Origin of the sequence: Pseudoalteromonas atlantica, assembly GCF_043641955.1 — a bacterium.
Taxonomy (GTDB): Bacteria; Pseudomonadota; Gammaproteobacteria; order Enterobacterales; family Alteromonadaceae; genus Pseudoalteromonas; species Pseudoalteromonas atlantica_A.
The window spans coordinates 21,715-47,726 of record NZ_JBHZRV010000014.1 but is presented as its reverse complement, the minus strand read 5'-3'; the positions used below and the strand labels follow the sequence as shown (position 1 = coordinate 47,726).

The window sequence follows — 26,012 nt, the reverse complement described above, 5'->3', positions numbered from 1 at the left end:
AATTCACTCATTATCAGCTTTAGGTAACACTTTGTTCTGCTCTGCAAATGTGATGGCTCGTGTATCAATCACCTTAGGCGTGTCACTTTGATGTGAAGGCGCAAAACCTTGCAAGCTGGCCGTTGATGTAGGGATAGGGCAACTACCTGTTTCACGATAATTAAGCGCTGTTGCTAAAAGTGCTTCATCAGGGTCGCCTAACTGACGAGTAAAGTCATCAGCCACAGCACAACCAGGAACACGCACGGGTAAGCGTTCGGTGTTAACCGTATTTTGTGGGGCAAAGCCATTAGCATACTCACCAAAGCCCTTGTTGTTTTCACCGGTAAATTGAATGGTAAAATAGGTAACGTCGCAGTTATCGGTAGCATAAAACCCATACGGTTTACCGCAGGTACCAGCTCCAATTTGTATTACCTCAATATCAACCCCCCGCAAGCCGTTAATAATGGCTTCACTAGCTGAACATGTACTACTTGTTGTGAGTAAATAAACGCGCTCTAAGTTGAGGGTGGGTAGTTTAGTACCAGGGTTAAGACTTGGATTTTCAGCAAAGCCGACAAATTCATCGGTAAATAATACGGGCTCTAAACGCTGACCTGTTACAGGATTAAATACAGGGTGTTTATCGTTAAAAATAGTGCGTTCAAAAATTTTATTATTCGTATTCGCATCACCTGCAATCATATAAGCCACTTGGCTTGCCATTTGTAAAAAGCCACCGCCGTTGTAGCGAATATCGATGATTAAATCAGTGATATTATTGTTTTTTAAAGTATTAAACGCATCATATAAGGGTTTTTCTGCCACTGCATTATGGCTATTAAACTGAAAATAACCGACACTCCCATCAGCCAGTGTTTTTACGTTAGTTACCGGTTGCGTTGCTATTGATTGAGCGGTAAGCGTGACTTCTCGTATTTCTGATGTAGTAACGCTTTTGAACGTAAACGAGGTGACTTTACCCGACTCTTTAGGGAATAAGCCGGCATTGATCGTGTCGACGTCCTCTTGTGTGCTGGCATTTACAAAGTCGACACCGTCTACTTCTATGATTTCAAAGCCACGTGTGAGGTTCGCTCGACTAGCGGGGGAATTAGCCTCTGTGTAGCTAATAACTGCTTGGCGAGGTGCTGTTGGGCTAATTAACTTAGTTTTAAATCCATAACCAAAAGTGATTCCAGACTGACTTTGTGCTTGCCATTGCGGCGTGGGTAAGCTGGAATGAAAGTTGTCTTTATTAGCGCCGGAGTTAGTGATTTCTTCAGTCTTTAATAGTTTAAAGTAATCAGCAACAGAGTCGGTTAGTGCGGGATCGCGGTCAACAATTTCATCATACCAAAGGTAGGTTTCATTACTCCATGAGCGTAGCCAATGCTTCTCATTAAGCGCTTGGCATTGCTGCTGAAAATTGCGCGATGATTTAAATTCACCTTGTGTCCAATTAATTACTGTTGGCCCTGAAGAGTTGCTGTCAGAGGAACCTGAGCCACACCCTGATAAAACACCCAGTGATAGGGCTGACACGACAGCTAGTTTATATTGTGACTTATTCATTAATCGTACTCGCACTTAACTACGTTTAGTAGAATATAGCGCTTTTTATTTGTACAAGATAGCCACATTAAATTTAAAGCTGGTAAAAGCGAAGTGCGTTGTCGTAACTCAACTTTTGCCACAAAATTGGATTTTTACATAGTGCATGATGGCTTTGCCAAATAGCCTCATAACTATGCTGTATTTGGCAAACCGGGAAGTTGCTAGCAAACATCACGCGTAACTCGCCAAATTGCTGGAATATAAAATCAAAACACCTAAGTTGCTGTATTTTTGAAAGAGTAAGCAGTTCAAACCCCGAATATTTAATATATACGTTTTGTTTAGGTGCTAAAGCTGCAACTCCTGTTTTCCAGTCATCTATTTTTTGAGGTAACCCGGCATGATTAATAACTATTCGTAGGTTGGGTAGCTGTGCGCAGTAGTCAGCAACGCGCTGGCTAACAGAGGTGTTTTCTAACTCAAATTGCGCTTCAAAATGTAACCCTAACTTGGCTAAGTAAGCCAGATTAGTAACAGTGTTAGGGTTAAGCAAACGCGAGCTTTCCTCTGCTTCTGTGATGTCTCTGATACCAACAAGCGATGGGTGTAGTAAACTTGCGATTGCTTGTTGGAAAGTTTCAGGGCAATCATCAATTTTTGCATAACCAATTGCTTTATATTGAGTCTGTGCTAAATGCTTACTGAGCCAATTTAACTCTTCAATTGGGTGATTATTATTAAACCCAGCCTCTATGTGAACAAGGGCCTTTAACTCAAATGGGCAATGCTGCATTAACTTAGCAGCAGTGATGGGCGCTTTTATTTGGTCAAGGTGTGGCCATGGAGGCGGTGTGCCTCCTTGTAACCACGTGTATTCACCTTCAATTAGATTGAAAAAATGCACATGAGGGTCAATTATTTTATTATGCATTTTATTAACCTAACTATTGGGCTGTGTAGCCGCCATCAATGTTTTGCAAGCTGCCGGTGATAAAGCTTGCATTGTCACTTGCTAAAAATGCTGTTAATGCGGCTACTTCCTCAGGCTGCCCTAATCGACCTAATGGTTGTAATGCAGCTTCTTGGGCAACGATATCAGCTTTATTGGCGCCACTACTTTTGCAGTAGGCGTCAATAGCATTATGAAATAAAGGTGTTTCAATTGTGCCTGGGCATACAGCATTAGCACGAATGTTAAAGGCTGCATAATCTAAAGCCGTTGTTTTTGCCATCGATGCAAGGGCGTGCTTTGTCAGGTTATAAGCAAAAGAATTGCTTTTGCCAATACTTGCTTGATCAGAGGCGATAAAAATTATCGCCCCATTTTTTTGCGCTTTCATGCTCGGTAATACTGCCTTTACAGCGGCGTATGCCCCTTTAACATTGAGCGCAAACAAAGAATCAAAAGTTGCTTCGTCGGTGTCTTCTATAGTTGCGCTAAGATGCTTACCTGCGTTCGATACGAGCACATCAATACGGCCTTGGCTTTGCGCTATTTTTGCGATTGCCAGCTCTACTTGTGCGCTCTGGCTAACATCACAGTCGTGCCAAGTACCATATTCACCATTTTGAATGTCTAAGTTAAATACCTTGAAGCCATCACTTTCTAAGCGCTGACAAATAGCACGACCAATACCTAAGCTTCCACCGGTTACTATTGCAACTTTTGTCATTATTTGTCCTTAATTAGTGATTGTGACCACAGCCGCCTTCGCTATGAACGTGGCCATGAGACAGCTCTTCACTCGTGGCTTCACGTACCGAAATAACGTCTACATCAAACGTTAATGTTTTGCCTGCAAATGGGTGGTTTAAATCACAATCAGCATTAAAACGGCCAACTTTAACAATAGTAACTTGGTGCTTACCTTGGTTTGAATGCACCATAGCAGTCATGCCTGGTTTCCATACTTTGGTATCGCCTTGTAAGTGCTTAAGTGGGATGCGTTGAATTAAATCATCAACGCGTTCGCCATAAGATTCACTTGGTGCTAATGTCACGGTTAAATTGTCGCCGGCAGATTTTCCTTCAAGGGCTTTTTCAAGACCAGGTAGCATACCTTCAAGGCCATGAATATAGCTAAGTGGCGCGTCGTTTTTACTACTTTCAAGTTGCTCACCCGCTTCACTTAAGGTGTAGTGAAACTCAACTGCTGAATTTTTACTGATTTGCATGCCAATCTCTTATAGAAAAATATAGATAAAGGCTAATTTTACGCTAATTGTGACAGATCTGAAACTATTGACTATTGCGACTTATTTAAGGTTTTTTCTAACCCCGAAAGCATGCCTTCGTCATTAATTTGGGAAGTGGGCTTTGTAGCTTGAGGTAAATGAAGTACTAACAAAGCACCGGGCTTTAAAATACTTGATGCGCTAAGCTGGTTCCACTGAGCTAAATCTTTGTGAGGCACATCATATAACTGGCTTATTCCCCATATAGTGTCGCCGGGTTTTACTTGATATTCCACGGCTATGGTGGGTATGGCGATTTCAGTGTGTTCAAGGTATGGGCTGATTTTATAATCTATTGTTAAGGTGTCAGGCATGGTGCGTGGCTGGCCGACAATTAACGTTTCACCAATATTAATTAGGTTTGATAGTTTATTATTCATCATCTTTAACTTTTTAACTGGCATGTCAAAGCGACGCGCAATGGCATACAAAGTATCCCCTTGTTTTACGATATACTCTCCTGCAAAGTTACGTTTAAAAAATTGACTCGTCAGAAGGTTTTGCTGTGCCATAGGGATTAAAAGGGTATGAGGTCCATTCGGTGAGCTTTGATTTTTTAAATACCCAGAGTTGAGCTTATGAAGTTGCTTACGACCAATCCCAGATAAATTAGCGATAACTGAAAAATCAAACTGCTGGCCAACGTCAAATTCTGTTGTGATTGCTTTGTTGGCTAACTTAGGGCGCTTTAGGCCTTGATTGGGGTTTTGTACTAAGTAACTTAGAGCAAGTAGCTTTGGTACATATTCAGCGGTTTCTTTGGGTAAATTTAATGACCAATAATCAGTGCTTTTACCACGTTTTTTATTTTCTGCTATAGCACGTTTTACTCTGCCTTCACCGGTATTATATGCAGCTAAAGCATGTAACCAATTACCATTAAAACGTTTGTGTAAGTATTTTAAATAGGCCAGTGCAGCGTCTGTAGATGCCAGCACGTCTTGGCGGCCATCGTACCATTGGTCTGACTTTACTCCAAAATGATGAGCCGTTGCGCCAACTAGTTGCCAAACACCAACAGCATGTTGGGATGAGCGTATGGCAGGTCTAAAGTCACTTTCTACAAAGGGTAATAAAGCGATTTCCATAGGGAGCTTTTGTTGCTCTACTTTTCGTACAATATGATATAAGTAAGGGGCGGCCCGTTTATTAACTGTTGTTAAATAATGAGGTTGTTTAACATACCACTTGATACGCTTTTTTAATGCTTTGTTGAGGTATATTTTAAACTGTAAATTGTGTGCAATATGCTGCCATAAATCTGTGTGGCGCTGATTTTGTGTTGCTATTGAAGTGATTTTTGGTGTTGTTTTCTCTGGCGCTTTTATACCTAACGGCACATCGCTAATGTGAGTTTTTAAGGCTGTAGTCGGTAGTGTGTTTGATGGCTTAAAATGATTAAAAATAACCGGGGCTTGAATTGTTTCATCAGATTCAACTGGGTGCTCGATTGTTTTACATCCGAAAAGCCAAAAAAACATTAGCAATAAAGCACAAAAATATCTGCACATAAAAACCACCCAACTTCAGTCCTTGTTTAAGTTTAGCACAACCCTGTGCGGCTGCTATTTTGACTGTTTAGCTCGTTTAAGTCCAGCTTGCAGAAACATTGGGTAAGCTTTGGCTGAAATACCATCGGTAATGTACTGGTTAGCAAATTGTTTTTTAAAACTTTGTTGAAGCTCAGTTAAGTTTTGTTCTGGGTTGTTTTGCACATGCTCTTGTATAGCAGTTAAAAAAGCGTGAGATTGCTGAAGGTTTTTTACTGTTAATGGTTCACCGTGGCCGGGTAAAATAATTTGCTCAATGGTGCTTGTAGTTAATCCTTTTAACAGTTCTTGCCAGCTAGTTAAATTTCCGTGCCCTGGGTAAGGTAAATAGTCGACAATATCTCCACCGATTAAAATTGTTTGCTGCTCTGCAAAAAGCATTAAATCAGCATCAGTATGTGCTTGGTAGGCATTGATTGTTATAGGGTAGTTACCCAAATCCAGTGTGAGTGAGTCAGTGACTGTTAAAGTAGGTGAATGCAATGCGTACTCTCGCCATCGCAGCAGCCGCTCTTTAGCTAGTTCAAGTTTATCACGCCAGGCTGGTTGTTTATCTTTAGGTTGCTCGGCCAAGCGCTGAAAGCTTAATTCAATACTTTGCTGGTAGTTATCTAACTTATTGGTATACGCCTGTTGAAAATCTGCAAAGTTTGTTGCTAATTTTTTGTGTGTAATTAATTTAGTATCAGGGTAATGATGCTGTAATACTGCCATTCCAAGTAGGTGATCGTCGTGAAAGTGGCTTGCGACTATATAACATAAAGGGACTTTAAGAGTTTGCTTTAGGTGTTTTACCGTTGCCTCAACTGCTGAAAAATTGCCACTAGCATCAAACATGAGTGCGCAACTATTGCCCTTGATTAGCACTTGGTTTGAATCGTAAAAACGTAAATTAGCGGGCTGTTGAAAAAAATCGACTTGGTTAGATATTTTTTTCCATTGCGCATTAGCCTGATTGACGGAAAAAAAACAACAGGCCATGACGAATAAGTGAGTTAAACGCGAGCGCAAAAAATGGTGAACCATGCATCCATACCTAAATTAGAGTTGCTTTTTATATGTGAATCATTTTTTAGCATATAAAAAAACAAGCGCATAGTGCGCTTGTTTATTTATGATTAGAGTCGTTTAAATATAAACTAAGTTTATCTATAAGCTCATCTTGTTGTTGTTGTGCTGTTGCTTGTTGCTTTTGCACTTCTAACAACTCGTGGCTGATGTTCAATGCTGCCATAAGCAAGGCTTTTTGATCGTTTCTTACGGTAGAGCGTTGTTTCATTTGCTCTACTAAATCATTGAGGTGCTTTGCAGCAGCAATCAGTGCTTCCTCTTGGCCTTGTGGGCAAGCAAATTGCTGCTCTTTGCCAAGTAGCTCAACAGTGACCCGCTGGTTTTGCAACTCAGACATTAGCTAGCCTGTTGGGCGCTTTGCAATTTCTCTAATAGGCCGCTGAGTGTTGAGCTTGTGTCTTTTTGCTTTTCTTCGCTATCAAGTACTTCAAGCTGTAAGGTTTCGTTTTCGTCAATTAGCTGACCATTTTTTTCAGTCAGGCTTTTTACTTCAGCTTGTAGCTCATTGTTACGAGTGATTAATTGGTCGATCAGTTGTTCGAGTTGAGAAAGAGTTTCGTTGTTCATAAAGGCGCTCATATAACTGTTATTAATAACTTGCAAATGTAAAGCAAAGTTACACTATATGCTAGCACTTACGCAGCTTTTAGCTGTTTTTTATTTGATGTTAAGGGGAAATTCAGCTGGCCAGCTTCTTTATTCAGAATTGGTTCACTTTAATTGCTTGTATTGTGATGTTTAAGGAGGATATTAATTTCATCATAAACTCGTATCTTAGATAAGCTTGGGTATAATGAGACCGTTCACAGCTCCTATCAATTGGTTATAGCGAAACTTAAATTATGCTCAGTTACAGACATTCATTTCATGCTGGAAATCCAGCCGATGTTCTTAAACACCTCGTGCTTGCGCAGGTATTAAGTTATCAAACAATTAAAGATAAGCCACTTGATTATATCGACACTCACTCAGGGGCGGGCTTTTTTGAATTAGCTTCTGCTGATGCACAAAAAACACAAGAATTTCAAGATGGCATAGCAAAGCTTTATCAGCACGGCAGTGATCACGAAGCTTTAAATGACTATATAGCATTGATCAAATCTTTTAATGAACAAGGAGAGCTTGCTTTTTATCCAGGCTCACCAAAAATAGCTGAACATTATTTACGCCGCCAAGATAAAGGTTGGTTTTTTGAGTTGCACCCTAGGGATCTGGTGTTACTCGAAGAAAACATGCAAGGCAAGCGCTCAATCCGTGTACGCGGTGAAAATGGTTTTGCGGGGCTTATTGGTTTGTTACCCCCAGCATCACGCAGAGCCTGCGTATTGATTGACCCACCTTATGAAATCAAAGACGACTACGATACAGTTGTTAAAACGTTAGTTAAAGCTCATCAGCGCTTTGCTACGGGTACTTACATGATTTGGTATCCAGTTGTTGATAGAGAACGTATTGATCGTATGGAAGAAGGGCTTATAGCTTCAGGAATGCGTAATATTCAATTATTTGAGCTAGCTACACAAGCAGATACTGACGAACATGGTATGACAGCATCAGGCATGATTGTAATTAACCCACCTTGGAAGTTAAAACAAACCATGGATGCAGTGTTACCTGAATTAGTGGGGTTGTTAAGCGATACTAGCGGCTTTTACCGCAGCGAACAATTAGTTGAAGAATAACCGTTTGAAGCTGTTTTAAAAAACGCCCAACTTTGCTTGAGCGTTTTTTATGCAAGAGTCTAATTAAAGTACGTTGCTTGGAAGGTTGCTGTGACTTCACCTGCAGCATTTTTCATTGTGAGTGTTTCACCATCAATAGCAAATTCGCTGGCGGTATCAAGAACTGCTGACATCGTTGTTTCAATATTCATTTGCTCAATACACATTTTTTGAGTGCTTGCTAATGGCTTGAAAGTAAGCGCTTGTTCACTTACTTCGTAGCTACCAGTAAAGTTATTACATCCTAAAAAGCCATGTGTAGTGCCATCGGCTTTAAATTGAATAAAAGGCTCTTTGGTCTTCACCTCAATAGCTTCACCATTGAAGCTTATAGCTTTCCAGTAAGTGTTTGTTAGGGTTACGTCTGGCTTAGGTGCAGCGGCTTTTGACACGATTACTTTATAAGGTTTATCTGTTTGCTGTTGTGCAAAAGGGTCATTATTGGTTGTGCTAATGTAAAGCAATTGGCCTTGGTTTTCGATACGTGCACTAACACTATAACGATGGCCAGCTTTAATTTTTGACTGCTCATATTGCAGCGACACATCATACGGCGGACCACCATTGAGCTCTATGACTTGTTCGCTGATTACGTCTGCTTTGACGTCCATTTTAGATACATCCAAAAGCTTAATTGTCAAAACGGAGCCTGGGCGTAACATACTGCGGTCTAAATAGGTGACTTGGGTGTTAAGAGTCGCCATTGTTTTTTGCTTTGTTGTATTGTCGGGGGCTTTTTCCTGAGTACAACCAGAAAGAGCAATACTTGCGGTTAATAACGCAACGCAGCCTAATGATGATTTTTGTAACGACATAAATTTTCCTTGAATGAGCTAAAGCTTGCAGCACACGCGACTGCATAGCAAATCAAGCGTATTCCTTTCACACTTAATCTTAGCTTAACTCACAAAAAAATGGGCGCATGGCCCATTTTGAAAAATTAAACTGCAAGGTTGAGCTTATTTTTTTACATACTTGGTCAAAATAACTATACGTTGACCGTCTACACGCCCTTCAATGTGTTCAGGGTTATTGGTTAAGCCAATATTACGCACGGCGGTACCACGTTTAGCAACCAAGCTACTTCCTTTAACATCAAGGTCTTTGATAAGAGTAACCGTATCGCCAGCTTGTAAAACTACACCATTACTATCAAGGTGTTTAATATCATCTTCTTCAGCAAGAACTTTTTGTGCCCAGCTCAGTGTGTCTTCTTCAAGATAGATCATATCTAAAGCGTCTTGCGCCCAGCCATTCTCTACTGCAAGGCGAGTTAGCATTCTATAAGCGACAACTTGCACGGCTGGAGTCTGGCTCCACATGCTGTCATTTAGGCAATGCCAATGTGTTGGTGTTAGCTCAGTAGTTGCTTCAATTTGCTCTTTACATGTTTGACAAACATAAATGCATTTATCTGAATGCGCTTCAGCGACTGGTGGTACTTCATAAACCGATAGGTTATTAGTACCACTGCATAACTCACATTGGTTATTGCTGCGCTCAATTAAAGTGTTTTCAATACTCATATTTTTAGATTCTTTTGGTGTGGGGCCGAGATAAGAGCTAAGTATACCACTGTAGACCATCACAATGACATATCCCCTATAAATGTAAGGGTATTTTTATTATTAAATTCATCAAATCAGAAAGTTCTGGTTGCTTTGATTGAGGGGAATAATTACTTTTAAACATAGTTTGTACATGCAAGCTTTTAAAAAATCACTATACTAATTTAATATATGAATACTAACTTGATGAACTTAAAAAGCAGTAGCATCAGAAGGGCTAGAAATGGCGAATACTAAAATAACAAAAACAATGCCCACAATGGTGACGCAGTATATTGCGCGTCAGCCAATTTTTAATACCGAAAAAGGCATTTTTGCTTACGAACTATTGTATCGTGATTCTGTTAATAATGTTTTTCCTGTTGGCACGTCTGATGGCCAAGCCACGGGGCGATTATTTTTTAACGCGCTCATGCTAATTGGTTTAGATAAACTAACAGCGAGTCAGTATGCTTTTATAAATTTATCTTCAGATGCATTATTGGAAGATTTTCCTCGGTTATTACATCCAAGTAGTGCAGTTATTGAAATCGTTGAGCGTGCCAGTAACATTGAGAAGGTTACCCACCGCGTTAAATCATTAAAAAGTGAAGGCTACACGTTTGCTCTTGATGATTATGACGGCGATGAAAAGTGGGAACCTCTTTTAGAGCTTGTTGACTATATAAAGCTAGAAGTTGAAGAGCCTATAATTAAGACCAACATGGTGTTAAAAAAGCTTAAACGCCGCTTTCCAGAGATAAAAATAATTGTTGAGCGTATAGAAACGCATGAGCAATTTTTGTCGTTAAAAAATGCAGGATGCGACCTTTTTCAAGGTTTCTTTTTTGCTCGTCCAGAAATGCTGACATATCAAAATGTTGAACCGTCAAAACTGGCAGTTTTTGATTTATTGAGGTGTACTTCACGCTTGGATCTTAATTTTGATGAAATACACCAGCGAATTGCAAAGGATGTAGGTCTTACCGCACGGATTTTAAAACTAGTTAATGGTCGTTCAGAGAGTAAGAACTTAGTTATTACGTCAATTTCACAAGCTGTTATTTACTTGGGGGAAGATGCTATTCGCCAATTTGTGCGAGTACTTGCTTTAAGTGAACTAGGGGTAGATAGGCCAACTGAATTAACTAAACTTGGCTTAATCCGTGCGCACTTTATGCAGCTAATGCTGGAGCCTGGCGGCAAAGACATGTCAGAGCAAGGTTACTTAGTGGGTTTAATTTCAATCCTTGATGCGGTCTTAAATATAGAGCTAGATGTTATCGCAAAAGAGTTCTGTTTAGGTGATGAGTTATCAGGTGCGCTGCTCAATTATAATGGAATGCTAGGGGCAACATTGCAATTGGTTCGTGCTGTTGAAGAAGAGAATTGGTCCTTAGCAGAACAGCTGCTTGAAACAATCCGCCCAGCTTCAAATATAGAGGTTGTCTATAATATTATGCTCAGTGCGCGAGAATATGGTGATGAGGTGTTAGCGTCTATTATTGAACAAGTATAATAGTTTCAGTACTATGCGATGCAATTAACCTTTTTTGAAGACGATTTATGCGTAAAATTTTACCATTAACAATTATACTTATAGCACTCGCATTATTATTACCAGGTATTACGCAACCGGTGTTAACTCTTGAGGGTAAAATAGACAAATCGCAATTAGCTCAAGTGGGCATTGAAATGCTGGCAGATGAAGGTGACCGTAATACCCGCAATATGCTGATGATGGCATCTAGTATGTTGGGGCTTGATAAACTTGAAGGTGAAATTAGCGCTTACCAAAAAACGCGGAGTATTTGGGGCACGGTTAATGAACTGGCCGATAACAAAAATTACTTAGTCGCAGCATTAGTGGCATTTTTCTCGATAGTGATCCCAACCTTAAAGTTATTAATACAATTGTTATATATTTTTTTACCAGTGAATAAATTCAAGCACATGCTCGGTCAAGTTATACAAGGTGTCACTAAGTGGAGCATGGTAGATGTATTTGTGATTGCCATAATCGTCGCCTATCTTGCAGGCAATGCCGATGGCCAAATGGGGGATTTGATCCACATGCATGCCGAACTTGGTGCAGGTTTTTGGTATTTCACCGGCTATTGTTTATTTGCCATCGCCGCCAGCAGCTTAATTAAAGTTACGCCAAAAAATAGTTAAACATTTGTGTTAACTAAGTAGTTATCATAAACTTCGCTAGAACCTAGAACCTAGAACCTAATTTATAAAAGGCATTGTGTTGCAACGTATTCACCAGAGTTTATTGGCCATCGTTTTGTTACTCACTTTAGTGGGTCAAGCTGTTGCGTCTGTAACTATGTCATGCGAAATGCCTCATATGAGCCAACCCCAGTCGCAAGTTGTTGATACTACTGATATGCACCATGATATGTCGGCAGGTATGATGAACATGGATTGCTGTGATGACGACGCAACAAACAACCAAGAATGCGCTTGCCCAATGAGCGCCTGTAGTACGCACTCTATGCTGAGTATGGGTAGTTTATTTACTGCAGTGCTACTCAGTGCCGAAAAAGTACAACTCTATACTCCGCAAGATCAACGTTATATAGCCAGTTCGTTATATCGCCCTCCTATGTCTGCTTAATCGCAGGATAGGTGCGTCTAAAATTTACTAAACCTCGGTTAAAGTCGCCTTTTCTGCTCCTAAATTAATCATTTTTTAATTTTTCTGGAGAGCAGTGTGAATCACTTTTCTATATTTAAAGCCAGTATTTTAGCTTTGCTGCTAGGTACTGCAACATCAGCATACAGTAACGGATTAAGCCTTGAACAAGCGCTCGATTATGCGCTTAATAACGAACCTTGGCTGACGGCCAATAAATATCAACAAGCTGCTGTACAAGCACAAAGCTTAGCCGCAGGCACGTTACCTGACCCGGTGTTAACCTTAGGGCTGATGAATTTACCAACGGATGGCTTTGCTTTCGATCAAGAAGGCATGACCCAGTTAAAAGTGGGTGTAAGCCAAATGTTTAGCCGTGGTGACAGCCTTAAACTCAAACAGCAAGCTTTAGCTCAATCAGCGCAGCAATATCCTTGGTTGCGTGCCGATAGACTTGCACAGGTTAAAACCTTAATTATTGAATCTTGGCTCAATGCTTATCGAGCTCAGCAAAGTATTGCGCTGATTGAGCAAGATAAAGGTTTGTTTACACAATTGATTGATATTACTGAATCAAGCTATGCCAGCTCGGTAGGTAAAACCCGCCAGCAAGATATTATTCGCGCGCAGTTAGAATTAACCCGCCTTGAAGACAAGTTAGTGATGCTAAAGCAGCAGTTTGAAAGTGCCAAAAAACGGATGTCGCAATGGCTACCGATGAGCATGTTAACTCAACCTGTGAGCGCTGAGCGTGGTGATATCAAGCTATTAGTAGACTTTACAGGGCTTAAATTTGATCAGCTCATGAAGTTGTTGATGGCACACCCTGCCATTGTTGCCATAGAGCAAAGCATTACTGCCAAGCAAACCGAAGTTGCAGTAGCTAAACAAGGCTATAAACCACAACTTGGCGTAAATATGGGTTATGGCTATCGCGATGACACACAGATGGGCGACTCCCGTGCCGATTTGTTTTCAGTGGGTATTAGTATTGATTTACCGCTATTTACCGACAATCGCCAAGACCAACAGGTCAATGCGGCGATTGCTATTGCTGAGTCGGTGAAAACAGAGAAATTGCTCGCACTACAAAAGCTCAAAGGGATGTATTTTAAAGAGTTTAGCCAGCTTGCAAGGCTACAGCAGCGTGACGCGCTTTATCAAACAAAGTTATTGCCGCAAATGGCAGAACAAGCACAAGCGACATTAAATGCTTATACCCGCGATGATGGTGATTTTTCAGAGGTAATGCGCGCCCGCATTAGCGAACTTAGCGCCAAAATAGACGCATTGAACATCCAAATAGATCGACAAATTATCATAGCTCGCTTGAATTATTACGCCAGCAGCAAAGATGCTGCTGTGATGGCTGAGTTATTAGGAGGAGCGCATAATGAATACTAATTTAAAATTGCTTATTGCCGCACTCGTTGGTGCAGCCATTGCGGCAACGAGTTTAACCTTACTGATGAGTGATAGTACAGACACAGTCAGCACTAACACACAGAAGAAACCCTTGTATTGGGTTGCCCCTATGGATAGTAATTATCGCCGTGATGAACCTGGGCTTTCACCAATGGGGATGGATCTAGTGCCTGTATATGCAGAAGGCGAAGGTGACGACCAAGATGGCCCCGGTGCTGTGACAATATCTCCTGCAGTAGTGAATAACCTTGGCGTTAGAACCGCAAAAGTACAGTTTAAGGCACTGCAAAGTGAAGTGAGAACTGTGGGCTACGTACAATATAATCAAGATCAGTTAGTACACATTCATCCGCGTGTTGAAGGCTGGGTCGAAACTTTATACGTTAAAGCCGCTGGCGATAAAGTTGAACAAGGTGAGCCACTGTATACCTTATATTCACCGCAGCTGGTAAATGCACAAGAAGAGTTTGTACTGGCAGTGAATCGTAATAATCCCGTGCTGATTCGCGCGGCCAAGGCGCGCTTAAAGGCATTAAATGTGTCAGACGGCTTTGTTGAGCGTTTACAGGCAAATAAAAAAGTGATGCAAAACATTACCTTTTACGCTCGTCAAAGCGGTGTGATGGATGAACTTAATATCCGCGAAGGTTTTTATGTGAAGCCTGGTACTTCAATGATGAGCATTGGTCAGCTTGATGAAGTGTGGGTCGAGGCAGAAATATTCGAACGCCAAGCGCAGCTTATAGAAGTGGGTTTACCGGTTACCATGACACTTGACTATATCGCAGGGCAAAGTTGGCGAGGCAGAGTTGATTATATTTACCCAACGCTAGATGCTAAAAACCGTACATTACGAGTTCGCTTACGCTTTAATAATCAAGATCATCAACTAAAGCCAAATATGTTCGCGCAAGTGAGCATTCATGGCAAAGCCGCACAGCAACAACTTATTGTGCCAAAAGATGCTGTTATTCGCACCGGCTCTCAAAACCGAGTCGTGGTGGCTTTAGGTGAAGGTCGCTTTAAATCAGTAGCAGTAGAGCTTGGTCGCAGCGATAGTAATAACACGGTTATTTTAGCGGGTATTAAAGCGGATGATGAGGTCGTCACCTCAGCGCAATTTTTGTTGGACTCTGAATCAAGTAAAAGCTCCGATTTTAAACGTATGCAAACACCAGCGCTCGTTACTAGCGTGTGGGGTAAAGGCGTGGTGAATAGTGTTATGGCAGGGCACCGCATGGTGAATATTAGCCATGAACCAATGGGTGAATTAGATTGGCCTAGTATGACCATGGACTTTACGGTTGCCGATGGCGTTGATTTTCAGGCGCTACAAGCAGAGCAAACTTTGCATTTTGAGCTAACTAAAAAAGCGGATGGTAACTACCTAATAAGCGCAATTCATATTATGGATTCAACTCATGTAATGAATGAAGCTGACAACATGGCTACGGTAACAGGCACTATCAATACTGTTGATAAAGCCAAACGAATTGCCAATATAAGCCGCGGCGCAATTAAAAAATGGAATCGTGGTCCTGCCACTATGGACTTTGTGTTTGCTGAAAATATCGATTTAACCGGCTTAGTCCCGCAGCAACAGCTGACTTTTACTTTTAGTGTACAGGCGGGCGAATTTATCATCCAGCGTATTGATATTCCATCAAGCATGCAAACACACAGTGGTCACTAGGGGGCATTATGATAGCAGCAGTTATTCGTTGGTCCGTTACTAATCGCTTTTTTGTCTTGTTACTCACAGCAATATTAATCGGTGGAGGTGTTTTTGCGGTAAAAAATACCCCTATTGATGCCTTACCTGATTTATCTGATGTGCAGGTGATTGTAAAAACATCATACCCTGGGCAAGCACCACAAGTAGTGCAAGATCAAGTCACATTTCCGCTGACCACTGCCATGCTTTCGGTGCCGGGAGCAGAAACAGTGAGGGGTTTTTCATTTTTTGGTGACTCCTACGTATATGTCATCTTTGATGAAAATACAGATTTGTACTGGGCACGAAGCCGAGTGCAAGAGTATCTAAGTCAAGTCTCTAGTCGCTTACCGGATACCGCTACCGCCGAGCTTGGCCCAGATGCCACGGGTGTTGGTTGGGTATATCTATACGCGCTGGTGGATAAAACTAATCAGCACGACATTAGCCAACTACGTAGCTTGCAAGATTGGTTTTTAAAGTTTGAATTGCAAACCGTACCCGGCGTGTCAGAGGTTGCTTCTGTTGGCGGTATGGTTAAGCAATACCAAGTTAGTGTAGAGCCAGATAAACTGCGTGCTTATGGTATTCCGCTAAGTTTAATCCAAACCGCTATTAAGCAAGGCAACCAAGAAATGGGCGCCTCGGTAATCGAAATGGCCGAAGCTGAATACATGGTAACCAGCACGGGTTATTTAAAAAGCGTAGCTGATTTAGAGTCTATACCGCTGGGCGTTAATGCCAATGGCACACCACTGCAATTGCGTGATGTCGCTGACATTCGCCTTGGCCCACAAATGCGCCGTGGTATTGCTGAGCTAAACGGTGAGGGTGAAGTTGCTGGTGGCGTAGTGGTGATGCGCTTTGGTGAAAACGCGCAAAAAACTATAGAGCGGGTAAAGGCAAAACTTGAATCGCTGAAAAAAGGTCTGCCTGATGGAGTGGAAATTGTGCCTGTGTATGACCGCTCTAATTTAATCAAAAGTGCAGTGGATAACCTCAGCAATAAATTGCTTGAAGAGTTAGTGGTCGTGGCACTTATTTGTATTGTGTTTTTGTTTCATGTGCGCTCATCATTAGTGGCAATAATTACTTTACCGCTGGGAATTCTAACTGCCTTTATCATTATGTATTGGCAAGGTATCAACGCTAATATTATGTCGCTCGGCGGTATTGCCATTGCTATTGGTGCAATGACCGATGGCGCAATCGTAATGATTGAAAACATGCATAAGCATATGGAAAAAACTCCACTAACCGATGAAAACCGTTGGCAAGTAGTTATAGATGCCGCCAGCGAAGTCGGCCCTGCGCTATTTTTTAGTTTAATGATCATTACCGTAAGCTTTATGCCGGTGTTTATTCTAGAAGCTCAAGAGGGGCGTATGTTTTCCCCTTTGGCGTATACTAAAACTTATGCCATGGCAGCCTCTGCAGGTCTTGCAATCACTTTAGTGCCCGTATTGATGGGTTATTTTATCCGTGGCAAAGTCATTTCAGAGCAGAAAAACCCGGTTAACCGTTTACTGGTCAACAGCTACAAACCATTACTGAATCTGGTTTTACTATTTCCTAAAGTGACCTTACTAATGGCTCTGTTAGTGGCGGTTATTGGTTTTTACCCAGTGAACAAAATAGGCAGTGAGTTTATTCCGCCGCTGGATGAAGGCGATTTAATGTATATGCCAACCACTTACCCAGGTTTGTCGATTGGTAAAGCGCGTCAGATTTTACAGCAAACCGATAAGCTCATCGCAACAGTACCAGAGGTACTAACGGTATTTGGTAAAGTTGGGCGGGCTGAAACGGCCACCGATCCTGCACCACTGACCATGATTGAAACCTTTATTCAGCTCAAACCTAAAGATCAATGGCGCGAAGGCATGACTTTAGAAAAGTTGAAAAAAGAACTCGATGGCTTGGTGAAGTTTCCAGGCTTAACTAATGCGTGGGTTATGCCAATCAAAACCCGCATTGATATGCTTGCAACAGGGATTAAAACGCCGGTAGGCATTAAAGTCGCGGGGCCAAATTTGAAGGAGATTCAAAAAATTGGTCAGCAGATTGAAGTTTTACTTAAAGATGTTCCCGGCACGGCTTCTGTTTATTCTGAGCGAGTAGCAGGTGGGCGTTATATCAAGGTGGATATCAACCGTGAAAAAGCCGCCCGTTATAGCTTAAATATTGCCGATGTGCAGCAAGTGGTTTCCACTGCAATTGGTGGAATGAACGTTACACAAACGGTCGAAGGGCAAGAACGTTATCCGGTAAACTTACGTTACCCGCAAGATTACCGTGATTCACCAGAGGCTCTCATGTTATTGCCAGTTGTTACGCCAACAGGTCAGCGTATTGCTCTTGCTGATGTGGCTGATATATTTATTGAAGACGGGCCTGCGGGCATTAAAAGTGAAAATGCACGGTTAAACGGATGGAGCTTTATTGATATTGATGGCATTGATATTGGCAGCTATGTAGACAATGCACGCCAAGTGCTTGACGAGCAATTAGTGTTGCCAACAGGTTACTCAATAACGTGGGCAGGGCAGTATGAGTACATGCAGCGCGCCAAAGATAAGCTCGCTTATGTGTTGCCACTGACTCTAGCGATAATAATTGTGCTGTTGTATCTCAACTTTAGAAGCTTTGCTGAAGTGGCAATAATTATGATCACGTTACCGCTGGCAATGATCGGTGGCGTTTGGCTCATGTATTTAGAAGGTTTTAACTTCTCAGTCGCTGTAGGTGTCGGGTTTATTGCCCTTGCCGGGGTCGCGGTGGAAATTGGCGTGATCATGTTGGTGTACTTAAACCAAGCTTATCAAGAAAAATCAGTACAAGCGCAGTTAGCTGGTAAAACACTTAGCTTTATTGAGCTTAAGCAAGCCATAGTTGAAGGTGCTGGTATGCGAGTACGTCCTGTGATGATGACCGTTGCCACAATTATCATCGGCTTACTCCCTGTGCTATATGGCACAGGAACAGGCAGTGAAGTAATGAGCCGTATTGCCGCTCCTATGGTCGGTGGTATGTTCAGCGCGATAGTATTGACATTGTTGGTTTTACCCGCGGTATATTTACTGTGGCGAAAGCAATCATTGAGGTAGTTTGAACGGTCTATAACTTTTACAGGTGGTGTGTAACTTGTACTTTTAAAAGTGCAACATGTTTCGCGCCACATGTATTTATTATTGATTTTAAAGGATTTAATTCTTTGGCATGAAACCCGCATTTAGTTACTAATCACGTGAGTAAAAAAGGAATACACATGCAAGTTAAAACAATACAAGAAGTGTACGATTGGACAATACTTTTTCACACCCAAATGGCAGCAAACTTCCATAGTGTGAAAGACAATCTTAATGAACATAATCAAATGTTGGTTGAATATTACTTGGAGTATGAAAAAAAATTAGCCGAGGATCTGGTTGGTTTTAAAGCGATCACTGAAATCAATACACTCGATACATACTGTTATGAGTATTTCGCTAAAAATCCAGAGTTGCTAACATTTAACGATCTTGATCAAGGTGAACAGGTCGATGAGCACGTTATTCAGGCATATTTAACGGAGCAACACCAAGCGGTGATTGAGTTATATGAGTACTTATTGTCGCGAGCTAAAACCCAAAACGGTAAAGAAAAAATAGCGCAGTTACTAGAGCTTGAACAGCAAGGCATCAAACAAATGATGCAAAGCTCAAATCGACATATGGATATGTAAAAATATACGGGTAGCACTGGCTACCCGTATATTTCAATCAGACAAAGTCGATTAAAAACCCCACCTTTTTCAAGTATTTTTGCTCTTGCTGTAAGTCAGCCAAAAGCAATGTTTGTTCGCTTAGCCACCCTACAGGGAATTGCAATAGCATACTATTTCCCTTTACAGTTACTGCCAGCTCTTGGTGTTGATCACTCAGGCGCTTCTGATTTAATAATACCGCTAACCTGAGTAATACAATGAGCTGTAAGATCTGAAAATGGGGTAACGAAAGTAGTTGAGGGAATGCTTCTAAGCGAATCTTTTTACGATAAAAACGTATCAAACAACTCAGTAATGTTTGCTGTTGCTGCGTAAAGCCAGGCAACTGGCTGTTTTCAACAACATATGCACTGTGCTTATGCAGACCTGATGAGTTAATACTCAAGCCTATTTCATGTAATTGTGCAGCCCAAACCAGTAACTGATGGTTATCTAGCGAGTCCAGTTGCCACTCTTTTTGCACTTGGATAAAAAGCCAATCAGCGGTGTTTGCGACTCGTCCAGCGTGCACTTTATCAATAGCATTTCTTTCACTTAAGTTAGCAATTGTATTGGTACGAATATCTTTTAGTGCCAACTTTTGCTGCATTTCATGAAGTAGCCCTTCACGTAATGAGAAGTCACTGTAATCCATTTCGTCGATGCTAAATAATTTAAAAATAGCGATTAAAATAGCCAATCCGCCGCAAATGCTGACTTGCCGCTCAGGACTTAACCCCGTGATAAGTAAGTTATCAATTGTTTTAGCTGCGATAAACTGTGTTTTTAATTCAAGTAATCGCTCTAGGGTAATAGTTTTTTGCTGTGGATCATTTGCAATGATCATTGCAAGAATCGACTTTATTGTTCCCGAAGTACCTACCACAGCGCTCCAGCTGGCACTCATATAGCTGGCATAAATAACCTCAAGTTCTTGTTCTGCTCTGATTTGCGCTTTATTAAAGCGTTTCCCATTAATGATCCCATCAGCAAAAAACTGTTTACTATAACTAACACACCCCATATTACGGCTACTGAGCAATGAGTGCTTAAAGTGTTTACCAATTATTAGTTCAGTACTGCCACCACCAATGTCGACAACTAAGCGATTTTCATCATGATGGATATAGTGCGCCACACCTTGATAAATTAAACGAGCCTCTTCCTGCCCTGATATAACATCAATATGATAAGGAAAAACCTTACTTGCTTGTGTTAAAAACGCATTAATGTTCTTGGCGCGCCTTAAAGTATACGTTGCCGCTATTTTTACATTACTCGCCGGGAAGTCCTGCAATGTAGTGGCGAACTGTTTTAATACGGCTAAAGCACGCTCGGTTGCAGCTTGGCTAAGTTGGTACTTATCATCCAACCCATCAGCTAAATATACGCGTTGTTTCTCTTTGTGTAGAATTTGCAAAGAGCCATCCACTTCTCTTGCTACCACTAAGTGAAAACTGTTTGAGCCTAAATCAACGGCAGCGATCGAAGGATAATCATTCATTATGGTAATTGTATTCCCATTTTTTTAAGAGGTCATGGATTGCTATTTGCGAGCGAATCTTTTTGCGGTTACCGCGTTTAACATAGAGATTTTTTTGTTCACTATCAATAATACGTGCTTTTGTGCGGTCTTTAAATTGTAAGTCGATGATATCAATAATGAGTTGTTTCAACTTTTCATCGTAAATGGGAACACCCACTTCAACACGATGATCTAAGTTTCTTGTCATCCAATCTGCTGATGAGATATATACTTTTTCTTCGCCTTTAGTACCAAATATCATGACTCTAGGGTGCTCTAAAAAGCGATCGACAATACTTATTACACGAATATTATCGCTAAAATTTGCAATGCCGGGGACTAAAGAGCACATGCCACGTACTATGATCTTAATCTTGACCCCTTTGCGCGCAGCGAAATATAGATTATCAATCAATTCTTTATCGACAAGGTTATTGACTTTAATCGATATTTTGCCCGATTTACCATTCTCGACGTTTGTTACTTCTTGTAAAATCAATTCATTAAGAACTGTTCGTGCATTAACAGGCGAGATCATTAAGTGCTCAAAAACAAACGGTTTATAGCTGTTCTCTATAAATTTAAATACGCTGTCACTTTCATCACAAATGCCGCTATGCTTGGTAAATAAACTAAAGTCAGTGTAAATTTTAGCGGTTTTCTCGTGAAAATTGCCGGTGCCTATGTGTGCATACTTTACAATTTGGCCTTTTTCACGGCGGTGGATAATACATAGTTTACTGTGTACTTTTAATGCGGGGATACCAAAAATAACTTTAATGCCTGCAGCGCTTAATACCTTTGCCCATTTAATGTTATTTTCTTCATCAAAGCGTGCTTTTAGTTCCACCATTACGGTGACTTTTTTTCCATTTTTTGCCGCATTAATTAGTGATGAAATCAACCGTGATTTACTGGCTACACGATAAATATTTACTTTTATTTGAGTCACTTTTGGGTCAAACGCAGCCTGACGTACATATTCAAGTAAGTGATTAAAGGTGTGGTAAGGGTAGTAGAGTAAAATATCCTGCTGAGTAATCGCGTCAAACACACTTGCATGGGTGTTAAATGAGCTGCTTTGTAAAACAGGTAAGTTTTTATTTTCTAGATATTGGCGCCCTATATTAGGGAAGCCGATAAAGTCCCTAAAGTTACGATAGCGTCCACCGGGTATGAGGGCATCATGATGGGTGACGCCTAAACGCTTTTTCATCACTTTAAGCATCGACTCAGGCATTACTTGATCATATACCAGCCTAACAGGCTCTGCATAAACTCGTTGCTTTAAGCCTTTGGACATTTTATCAAGAATGCCTTCTTCAAGTTCGTCGTCTAAGTTGTACTCGGCATCACGGGTGAGTTTGATTGAGTGGCCTTGTATTTCGTTAAAACTAAAAAAGTTACTAAATACATCGTTAATAAAAAACAAAATAATATCATCGAGTAATACAATTGTTTTGTGACGACGCGTTTTCTCAGGAGGTAAAATTACAAACCTAGGGACTCTATCGGTTGGTACTTCGAGCATCGCATAATGGCTCTTGTCACTGAGCATTTCGACAAAAATGTAGGTCATTGTATCGTTGATGTGATCAGAGTAATCTTTATTTTCATCCAGCATGATGGGAGAAATATGCTGAAGAACTTTGTCATGAAAAAAGGTTTTTAACCAATTGATATGAAAATCACTGAGCGCCTCTGGGCGATCAACGTGGATGTTATGATCATTTAAGTCGCAGAGGATTTGCTGGTGAATGGCATTGAATTTTTTGGTTAATTGCAGAATTTTTTGCTGAATCTCAGCAAGTAATATCTCGTCTTCATCAAAGTTAGTATCAGGCAATTTATTGAGTAGTATTCTGCGTTTTACATCAGCAACACGAACTCTAAAAAACTCATCTAAATTATTAGAAAAAATCCCTAAAAAGCGCATGCGCTCTATAATAGGGTTACTTTCGTCAGCAGCTTCTTGCAACACTCGGTCATTAAATGACAGCCAACTTAACTCAGGGGCAAAGTAGGTGATTGTTTGCGACACATTTGAGCAAGCATTCATGATTCATTCCTTAAATAACGTCTCCTTAAAAGATAGTACAAAAAGATGACATTATCATGACAAACATGTCACTTACATTACACGTTTGTCATGGGAATTTACTAAGGTCGGAAGAAGGTTTACGCTGACTCAATGTCGACGATCAAATCTGCTGTAATAGCTTCTAACGCATTAACAACTTCGTCTTTATTCATGCCCTCAGGAAGTTCAATTGTTGCCACTGCGCTGAAGATCGGCACCCCCCAATTTGGCGCGCTTTGCTGTTTAGAGTTTAAGTGAGTAATACTGGCGCCCTTATGTCGAATAACACTGGCAAGCTCTTGCACTATCCCTGGGCGGTCATTGCCCGTGATAACAAAGTTCAGTGTCTCAGCAGGAGTATTTTCAAGTGCTTCTACACCATTTTCAATTTTGACCTCTAGGTCTGGCAATTCATCAAGTGCAACTTGTAACTCTTTAAGGTGCTCTTCGGGAACTGTCACTTCTAAAATTCCTGCAAAGTGGCCTGCTAAATGACTTAAGTTACTTGTTAACCAGTTTCCATGATGACTTAAAATAGCAGTCGAAATGTCTTCTACAAGGCCGGGGCGATCGTGCCCTAAAATAGTAATAACTAATTGCTTCATGAGTAGGTTCCTAAAATTGCCGTTATAAAAATGCACGGGCATGAAATAGTTGAATGATTATTATGTTTATAAAGCCAAGTTGAGTATTGACTCAGTTGGTTATTTTGTCCAACTTTTGTAAGGTTTGGTTCCAATTTGAGACAAAGAAAAGTAGGTTGTTAATACTTACTTTAGTTAACCCACTGTTTATTATGTAGTATTTAAAAGGTGAAATTTTCTCATCTTGATGGTGGGATGCTAATTTATTGATAAATAGTAAGGTTTACAGCCATAGGTTATAACTTCAATAGCAAATTAACCCTATTATGACGTCTGTAACATTATTGTCATCTTGGTGAAATATAATGTGCCAACGTTAAGTTTTAAAGGTGTTTCGATGACTTCCAATCCGAATAAACCGTCTTTCAATACGGATAGAAGCCGTCTATTTAAAGACCGGTTTGCCCAATTTAGCATTACTGCTGGCGGTATAATGGTATTAATAGCGCTGCTGTTAATATTTTTCTATTTGCTATATGTAGTCCAACCTATTTTTGAATCAGCGAAAGTAGAAACGCGTGATAGCTTTGGATTGAATAATGCTGAGCAGATTGTCGGCTTAGGTGTAGAAGAGCAAACTGAGGTTGCGTTTTTACTCTCCAAAACAGGTGCTGTTGATTTCTACAGTGTAGAAAAGCAAACGTTCGGCAAAAAGCTAACAAGCCTACCAGTAACTTTAGATGCCAAGGTATCAAGTTTTGCCAAAAGTGCTCCGTTTCAAGGGCAGTATGCTTATGGTTTGGAAAATGGTTCTGCGGTCATCGTTGTACCAAAGTTTCTAGTTACTTTTCCAAACAACAAACGCAAACTAACACCGCGCTTAGATTATCCATTAGGTGAATTGTCACTGGTTGTAGATGAGCAAGGTGCAGCCATTTCTCAGTTTGCATTTAGCCATTATGAAGAGAAAACAGCCATTGTGGCGCAGACAGTTGATAAACGCGTAATGTTTAGCAGCTTTGTTGCTGAAGAGAATATGTTCACGGGCGAAATTGAATGGCAAGTTGAACGCACAGATTTAGATGTTGATGGGCGTATTGATCAACTACTTATGTCACCAGATACAACGCGTACTTTTGTTCGCACGGCAAATCAAATTTATATCTATGATACGCGCTTCCCGAGCGACGTTGAGCTGATTCAAGTTTTGGCTGCTAATGAAGAAAATGCAAATTTAGTGTCTGCAGAGCTTCTAGCCGGTGCTAACTCATTGATGCTTGCTAATGATAACGGTGAAGTCTCGCAGTGGTTTGAAGTCAACACGGATGACGGTCGTGAGTATCAAAAGATTCGTGCTTTTGAAACAACAAAACAAAACAAGCTAGATATCTTCGCTGAGTTTTACCGCCGTACTTTCTTTACTACTAGTTCAAATGGTGAATTAGGCTTGTATTACACCACGAGTGAAGCAAAACTTTGGCAAGGTAAAGTAAGCGATGGTGCGATTGAAAACTTTGCAATTGCGCCGCGTTCAAATGCAGCACTTATTTTAGCCGACAACAAGCTAACAGTTGTTGATATTCATAACGAACACCCAGAGGTTACATGGTCAGCTTTATGGCAAGAGGTATGGTACGAAGGTTACCCTGAGCCTGGTTATATTTGGCAATCAACCTCTGCCAGCGATGACTTTGAATCGAAGTTTTCTTTAGTACCTATCTCATTCGGTACAATTAAAGCGGCAATGTATGCCATGTTATTTGCTGTGCCGATTGCATTGTCAGCGGCTATTTATACAGCATACTTCATGTCGAGTGAATTACGTAAAGTAGTTAAGCCTACCGTCGAAATTATGGAAGCATTACCCACGGTAATCTTAGGTTTCTTAGCTGGTTTATGGCTTGCACCATTAATTGAAGAGCACTTACCAGCCATAGTTGGTTTATTGATTATGCTTCCGCTAGGTATTATTGCAACAGCTTATGGCTGGACAAAGCTACCTGCTGGTATTCGTCATCGAATTCCTGAAGGGTCGCATTCAATCTTACTTATTCCGGTCGTGCTATTAATTGGTTGGTTAGCGTTTGCGATGAGCGGCGCAATAGAATTGTGGATGTTTGATGGTAACGTTCGTCAATACCTAACTAATGAATTAGGAATGACATTTGACCAACGTAACTCATTAGTTGTTGGTATTGCGATGGGCTTTGCTGTTATACCCACTATTTTTTCGATTGCTGAAGATGCGGTATTCAGTGTTCCTAAGCACCTTTCGAATGGCTCACTTGCTTTAGGCGCAACACAATGGCAGACGTTGGTTAGCGTTGTGCTTTTAACTGCCAGCCCAGGTATCTTCTCTGCGGTGATGATGGGACTCGGTCGCGCAGTAGGTGAAACCATGATTGTGCTTATGGCAACAGGTAACACACCAATTATGGATTGGAGTATCTTCCAAGGTATGCGTACGCTAGCGGCCAATATTGCAGTTGAAATGCCAGAATCTGAAGTGGGAAGTTCACATTATAGAATCCTCTTCTTAGCGGCATTTGTATTATTCATATTTACTTTTATTTTCAACACAGTAGCTGAGTTTGTTCGTCAGCAGCTGCGTGATAAATACAGCTCAATGTAATTG

At 40.9% G+C, this 26,012-nt stretch carries 22 protein-coding genes; 9 read left to right on the top strand and 13 right to left on the bottom strand.

The annotated features are described in order from the left end of the window. Positions 1-3: 3 nt before the first annotated feature. From ACHUE3_RS18450 to zapB, 8 genes are all read right to left on the bottom strand, one after another. A complete protein-coding gene (locus ACHUE3_RS18450; RefSeq protein WP_394193782.1) occupies positions 4-1,557 on the bottom strand; it encodes a S41 family peptidase in 1,554 nt (517 codons plus the stop codon). 73 nt (positions 1,558-1,630) lie between these two features. Then, positions 1,631-2,470, bottom strand: coding sequence for an amidohydrolase family protein (locus ACHUE3_RS18445; RefSeq protein ID WP_394193781.1), 840 nt, complete (start codon positions 2,468-2,470; stop codon positions 1,631-1,633). A gap of 13 nt (positions 2,471-2,483) precedes the next feature. Continuing rightward, positions 2,484-3,212, bottom strand: a complete 729-nt coding sequence (locus ACHUE3_RS18440; RefSeq protein WP_394193780.1) for an SDR family NAD(P)-dependent oxidoreductase — start codon at positions 3,210-3,212, stop codon at positions 2,484-2,486. Between the two features lie 13 nt (positions 3,213-3,225). Continuing rightward, complete coding sequence (locus tag ACHUE3_RS18435) at positions 3,226-3,714, bottom strand: FKBP-type peptidyl-prolyl cis-trans isomerase (protein ID WP_394193779.1); 489 nt, start codon at positions 3,712-3,714, stop codon at positions 3,226-3,228. Between the two features lie 71 nt (positions 3,715-3,785). Then, the gene (locus ACHUE3_RS18430) at positions 3,786-5,255 is read right to left on the bottom strand and encodes a transglycosylase SLT domain-containing protein (protein ID WP_394193778.1); all 1,470 of its coding nucleotides are present in this window, start codon (positions 5,253-5,255) and stop codon (positions 3,786-3,788) included. A gap of 84 nt (positions 5,256-5,339) precedes the next feature. Next, positions 5,340-6,350, bottom strand: coding sequence for an MBL fold metallo-hydrolase (locus ACHUE3_RS18425; RefSeq protein ID WP_394193777.1), 1,011 nt, complete (start codon positions 6,348-6,350; stop codon positions 5,340-5,342). 82 nt (positions 6,351-6,432) lie between these two features. Continuing rightward, the gene (locus ACHUE3_RS18420; RefSeq protein ID WP_394193776.1) at positions 6,433-6,732 is read right to left on the bottom strand and encodes a cell division protein ZapA; all 300 of its coding nucleotides are present in this window, start codon (positions 6,730-6,732) and stop codon (positions 6,433-6,435) included. Further along, entirely contained in the window at positions 6,732-6,962 is a 231-nt protein-coding gene (gene zapB / locus ACHUE3_RS18415; RefSeq protein WP_394193775.1) for a cell division protein ZapB, read from the bottom strand. The genes ACHUE3_RS18420 and zapB overlap by 1 nt, the downstream gene beginning before the upstream one ends. A 275-nt stretch (positions 6,963-7,237) precedes the next feature. On the opposite strand from zapB, the gene ACHUE3_RS18410 reads away from it, so the two are divergent. After that, positions 7,238-8,077, top strand: coding sequence for a 23S rRNA (adenine(2030)-N(6))-methyltransferase RlmJ (locus ACHUE3_RS18410; RefSeq protein WP_394193774.1), 840 nt, complete (start codon positions 7,238-7,240; stop codon positions 8,075-8,077). A gap of 59 nt (positions 8,078-8,136) precedes the next feature. Here ACHUE3_RS18410 and ACHUE3_RS18405 read toward each other — a convergent pair whose 3' ends face one another. Together ACHUE3_RS18405 and ACHUE3_RS18400 are read right to left on the bottom strand one after the other, a co-directional pair. After that, the gene (locus tag ACHUE3_RS18405; RefSeq protein WP_394193773.1) at positions 8,137-8,931 is read right to left on the bottom strand and encodes an META domain-containing protein; all 795 of its coding nucleotides are present in this window, start codon (positions 8,929-8,931) and stop codon (positions 8,137-8,139) included. Positions 8,932-9,075: 144 nt separating this feature from the next. Continuing rightward, positions 9,076-9,642, bottom strand: coding sequence for a PhnA domain-containing protein (locus ACHUE3_RS18400; RefSeq protein WP_394193772.1), 567 nt, complete (start codon positions 9,640-9,642; stop codon positions 9,076-9,078). A gap of 265 nt (positions 9,643-9,907) precedes the next feature. On the opposite strand from ACHUE3_RS18400, the gene ACHUE3_RS18395 reads away from it, so the two are divergent. The 7 genes from ACHUE3_RS18395 (at position 9,908) to ACHUE3_RS18365 (ending at position 19,167) form a co-directional block, all read left to right on the top strand. Next, positions 9,908-11,182, top strand: coding sequence for an EAL and HDOD domain-containing protein (locus tag ACHUE3_RS18395; RefSeq protein ID WP_394193771.1), 1,275 nt, complete (start codon positions 9,908-9,910; stop codon positions 11,180-11,182). Between the two features lie 47 nt (positions 11,183-11,229). Continuing rightward, on the top strand, positions 11,230-11,838 hold the full coding sequence (locus ACHUE3_RS18390; protein WP_394193770.1) for a paraquat-inducible protein A: 609 nt from the start codon (positions 11,230-11,232) through the stop codon (positions 11,836-11,838). A gap of 76 nt (positions 11,839-11,914) precedes the next feature. Beyond that, positions 11,915-12,286, top strand: a complete 372-nt coding sequence (locus ACHUE3_RS18385) for a hypothetical protein (RefSeq protein WP_394193769.1) — start codon at positions 11,915-11,917, stop codon at positions 12,284-12,286. 96 nt (positions 12,287-12,382) lie between these two features. Beyond that, positions 12,383-13,708 carry a TolC family protein gene (locus ACHUE3_RS18380; protein WP_394193768.1) on the top strand — a complete coding sequence of 442 codons (1,326 nt, stop codon included), beginning with the start codon at positions 12,383-12,385 and terminating at the stop codon, positions 13,706-13,708. Further along, positions 13,698-15,422 carry an efflux RND transporter periplasmic adaptor subunit gene (locus ACHUE3_RS18375; RefSeq protein ID WP_394193767.1) on the top strand — a complete coding sequence of 575 codons (1,725 nt, stop codon included), beginning with the start codon at positions 13,698-13,700 and terminating at the stop codon, positions 15,420-15,422. The genes ACHUE3_RS18380 and ACHUE3_RS18375 overlap by 11 nt, the downstream gene beginning before the upstream one ends. Positions 15,423-15,430: 8 nt before the next feature. Continuing rightward, positions 15,431-18,550, top strand: coding sequence for an efflux RND transporter permease subunit (locus ACHUE3_RS18370; protein ID WP_394193766.1), 3,120 nt, complete (start codon positions 15,431-15,433; stop codon positions 18,548-18,550). Positions 18,551-18,711: 161 nt separating this feature from the next. Continuing rightward, complete coding sequence (locus ACHUE3_RS18365; RefSeq protein ID WP_394193765.1) at positions 18,712-19,167, top strand: hypothetical protein; 456 nt, start codon at positions 18,712-18,714, stop codon at positions 19,165-19,167. 37 nt (positions 19,168-19,204) lie between these two features. Here ACHUE3_RS18365 and ACHUE3_RS18360 read toward each other — a convergent pair whose 3' ends face one another. From ACHUE3_RS18360 to ACHUE3_RS18350, 3 genes are all read right to left on the bottom strand, one after another. Then, the gene (locus tag ACHUE3_RS18360; RefSeq protein ID WP_394193764.1) at positions 19,205-20,692 is read right to left on the bottom strand and encodes a Ppx/GppA phosphatase family protein; all 1,488 of its coding nucleotides are present in this window, start codon (positions 20,690-20,692) and stop codon (positions 19,205-19,207) included. Then, the gene (gene ppk1, locus ACHUE3_RS18355) at positions 20,685-22,772 is read right to left on the bottom strand and encodes a polyphosphate kinase 1 (protein ID WP_394193763.1); all 2,088 of its coding nucleotides are present in this window, start codon (positions 22,770-22,772) and stop codon (positions 20,685-20,687) included. Before ppk1 ends, ACHUE3_RS18360 begins: the two co-directional genes overlap by 8 nt. A 119-nt stretch (positions 22,773-22,891) precedes the next feature. Then, positions 22,892-23,398 carry a glycine cleavage system transcriptional repressor gene (locus tag ACHUE3_RS18350; RefSeq protein ID WP_394193762.1) on the bottom strand — a complete coding sequence of 169 codons (507 nt, stop codon included), beginning with the start codon at positions 23,396-23,398 and terminating at the stop codon, positions 22,892-22,894. A 376-nt stretch (positions 23,399-23,774) separates the two neighbouring features. Between ACHUE3_RS18350 and ACHUE3_RS18345 the strand changes: the two genes are divergently transcribed. Further along, positions 23,775-26,009, top strand: coding sequence for an ABC transporter permease subunit (locus ACHUE3_RS18345; protein WP_394193761.1), 2,235 nt, complete (start codon positions 23,775-23,777; stop codon positions 26,007-26,009). Positions 26,010-26,012 lie beyond the last annotated feature (3 nt).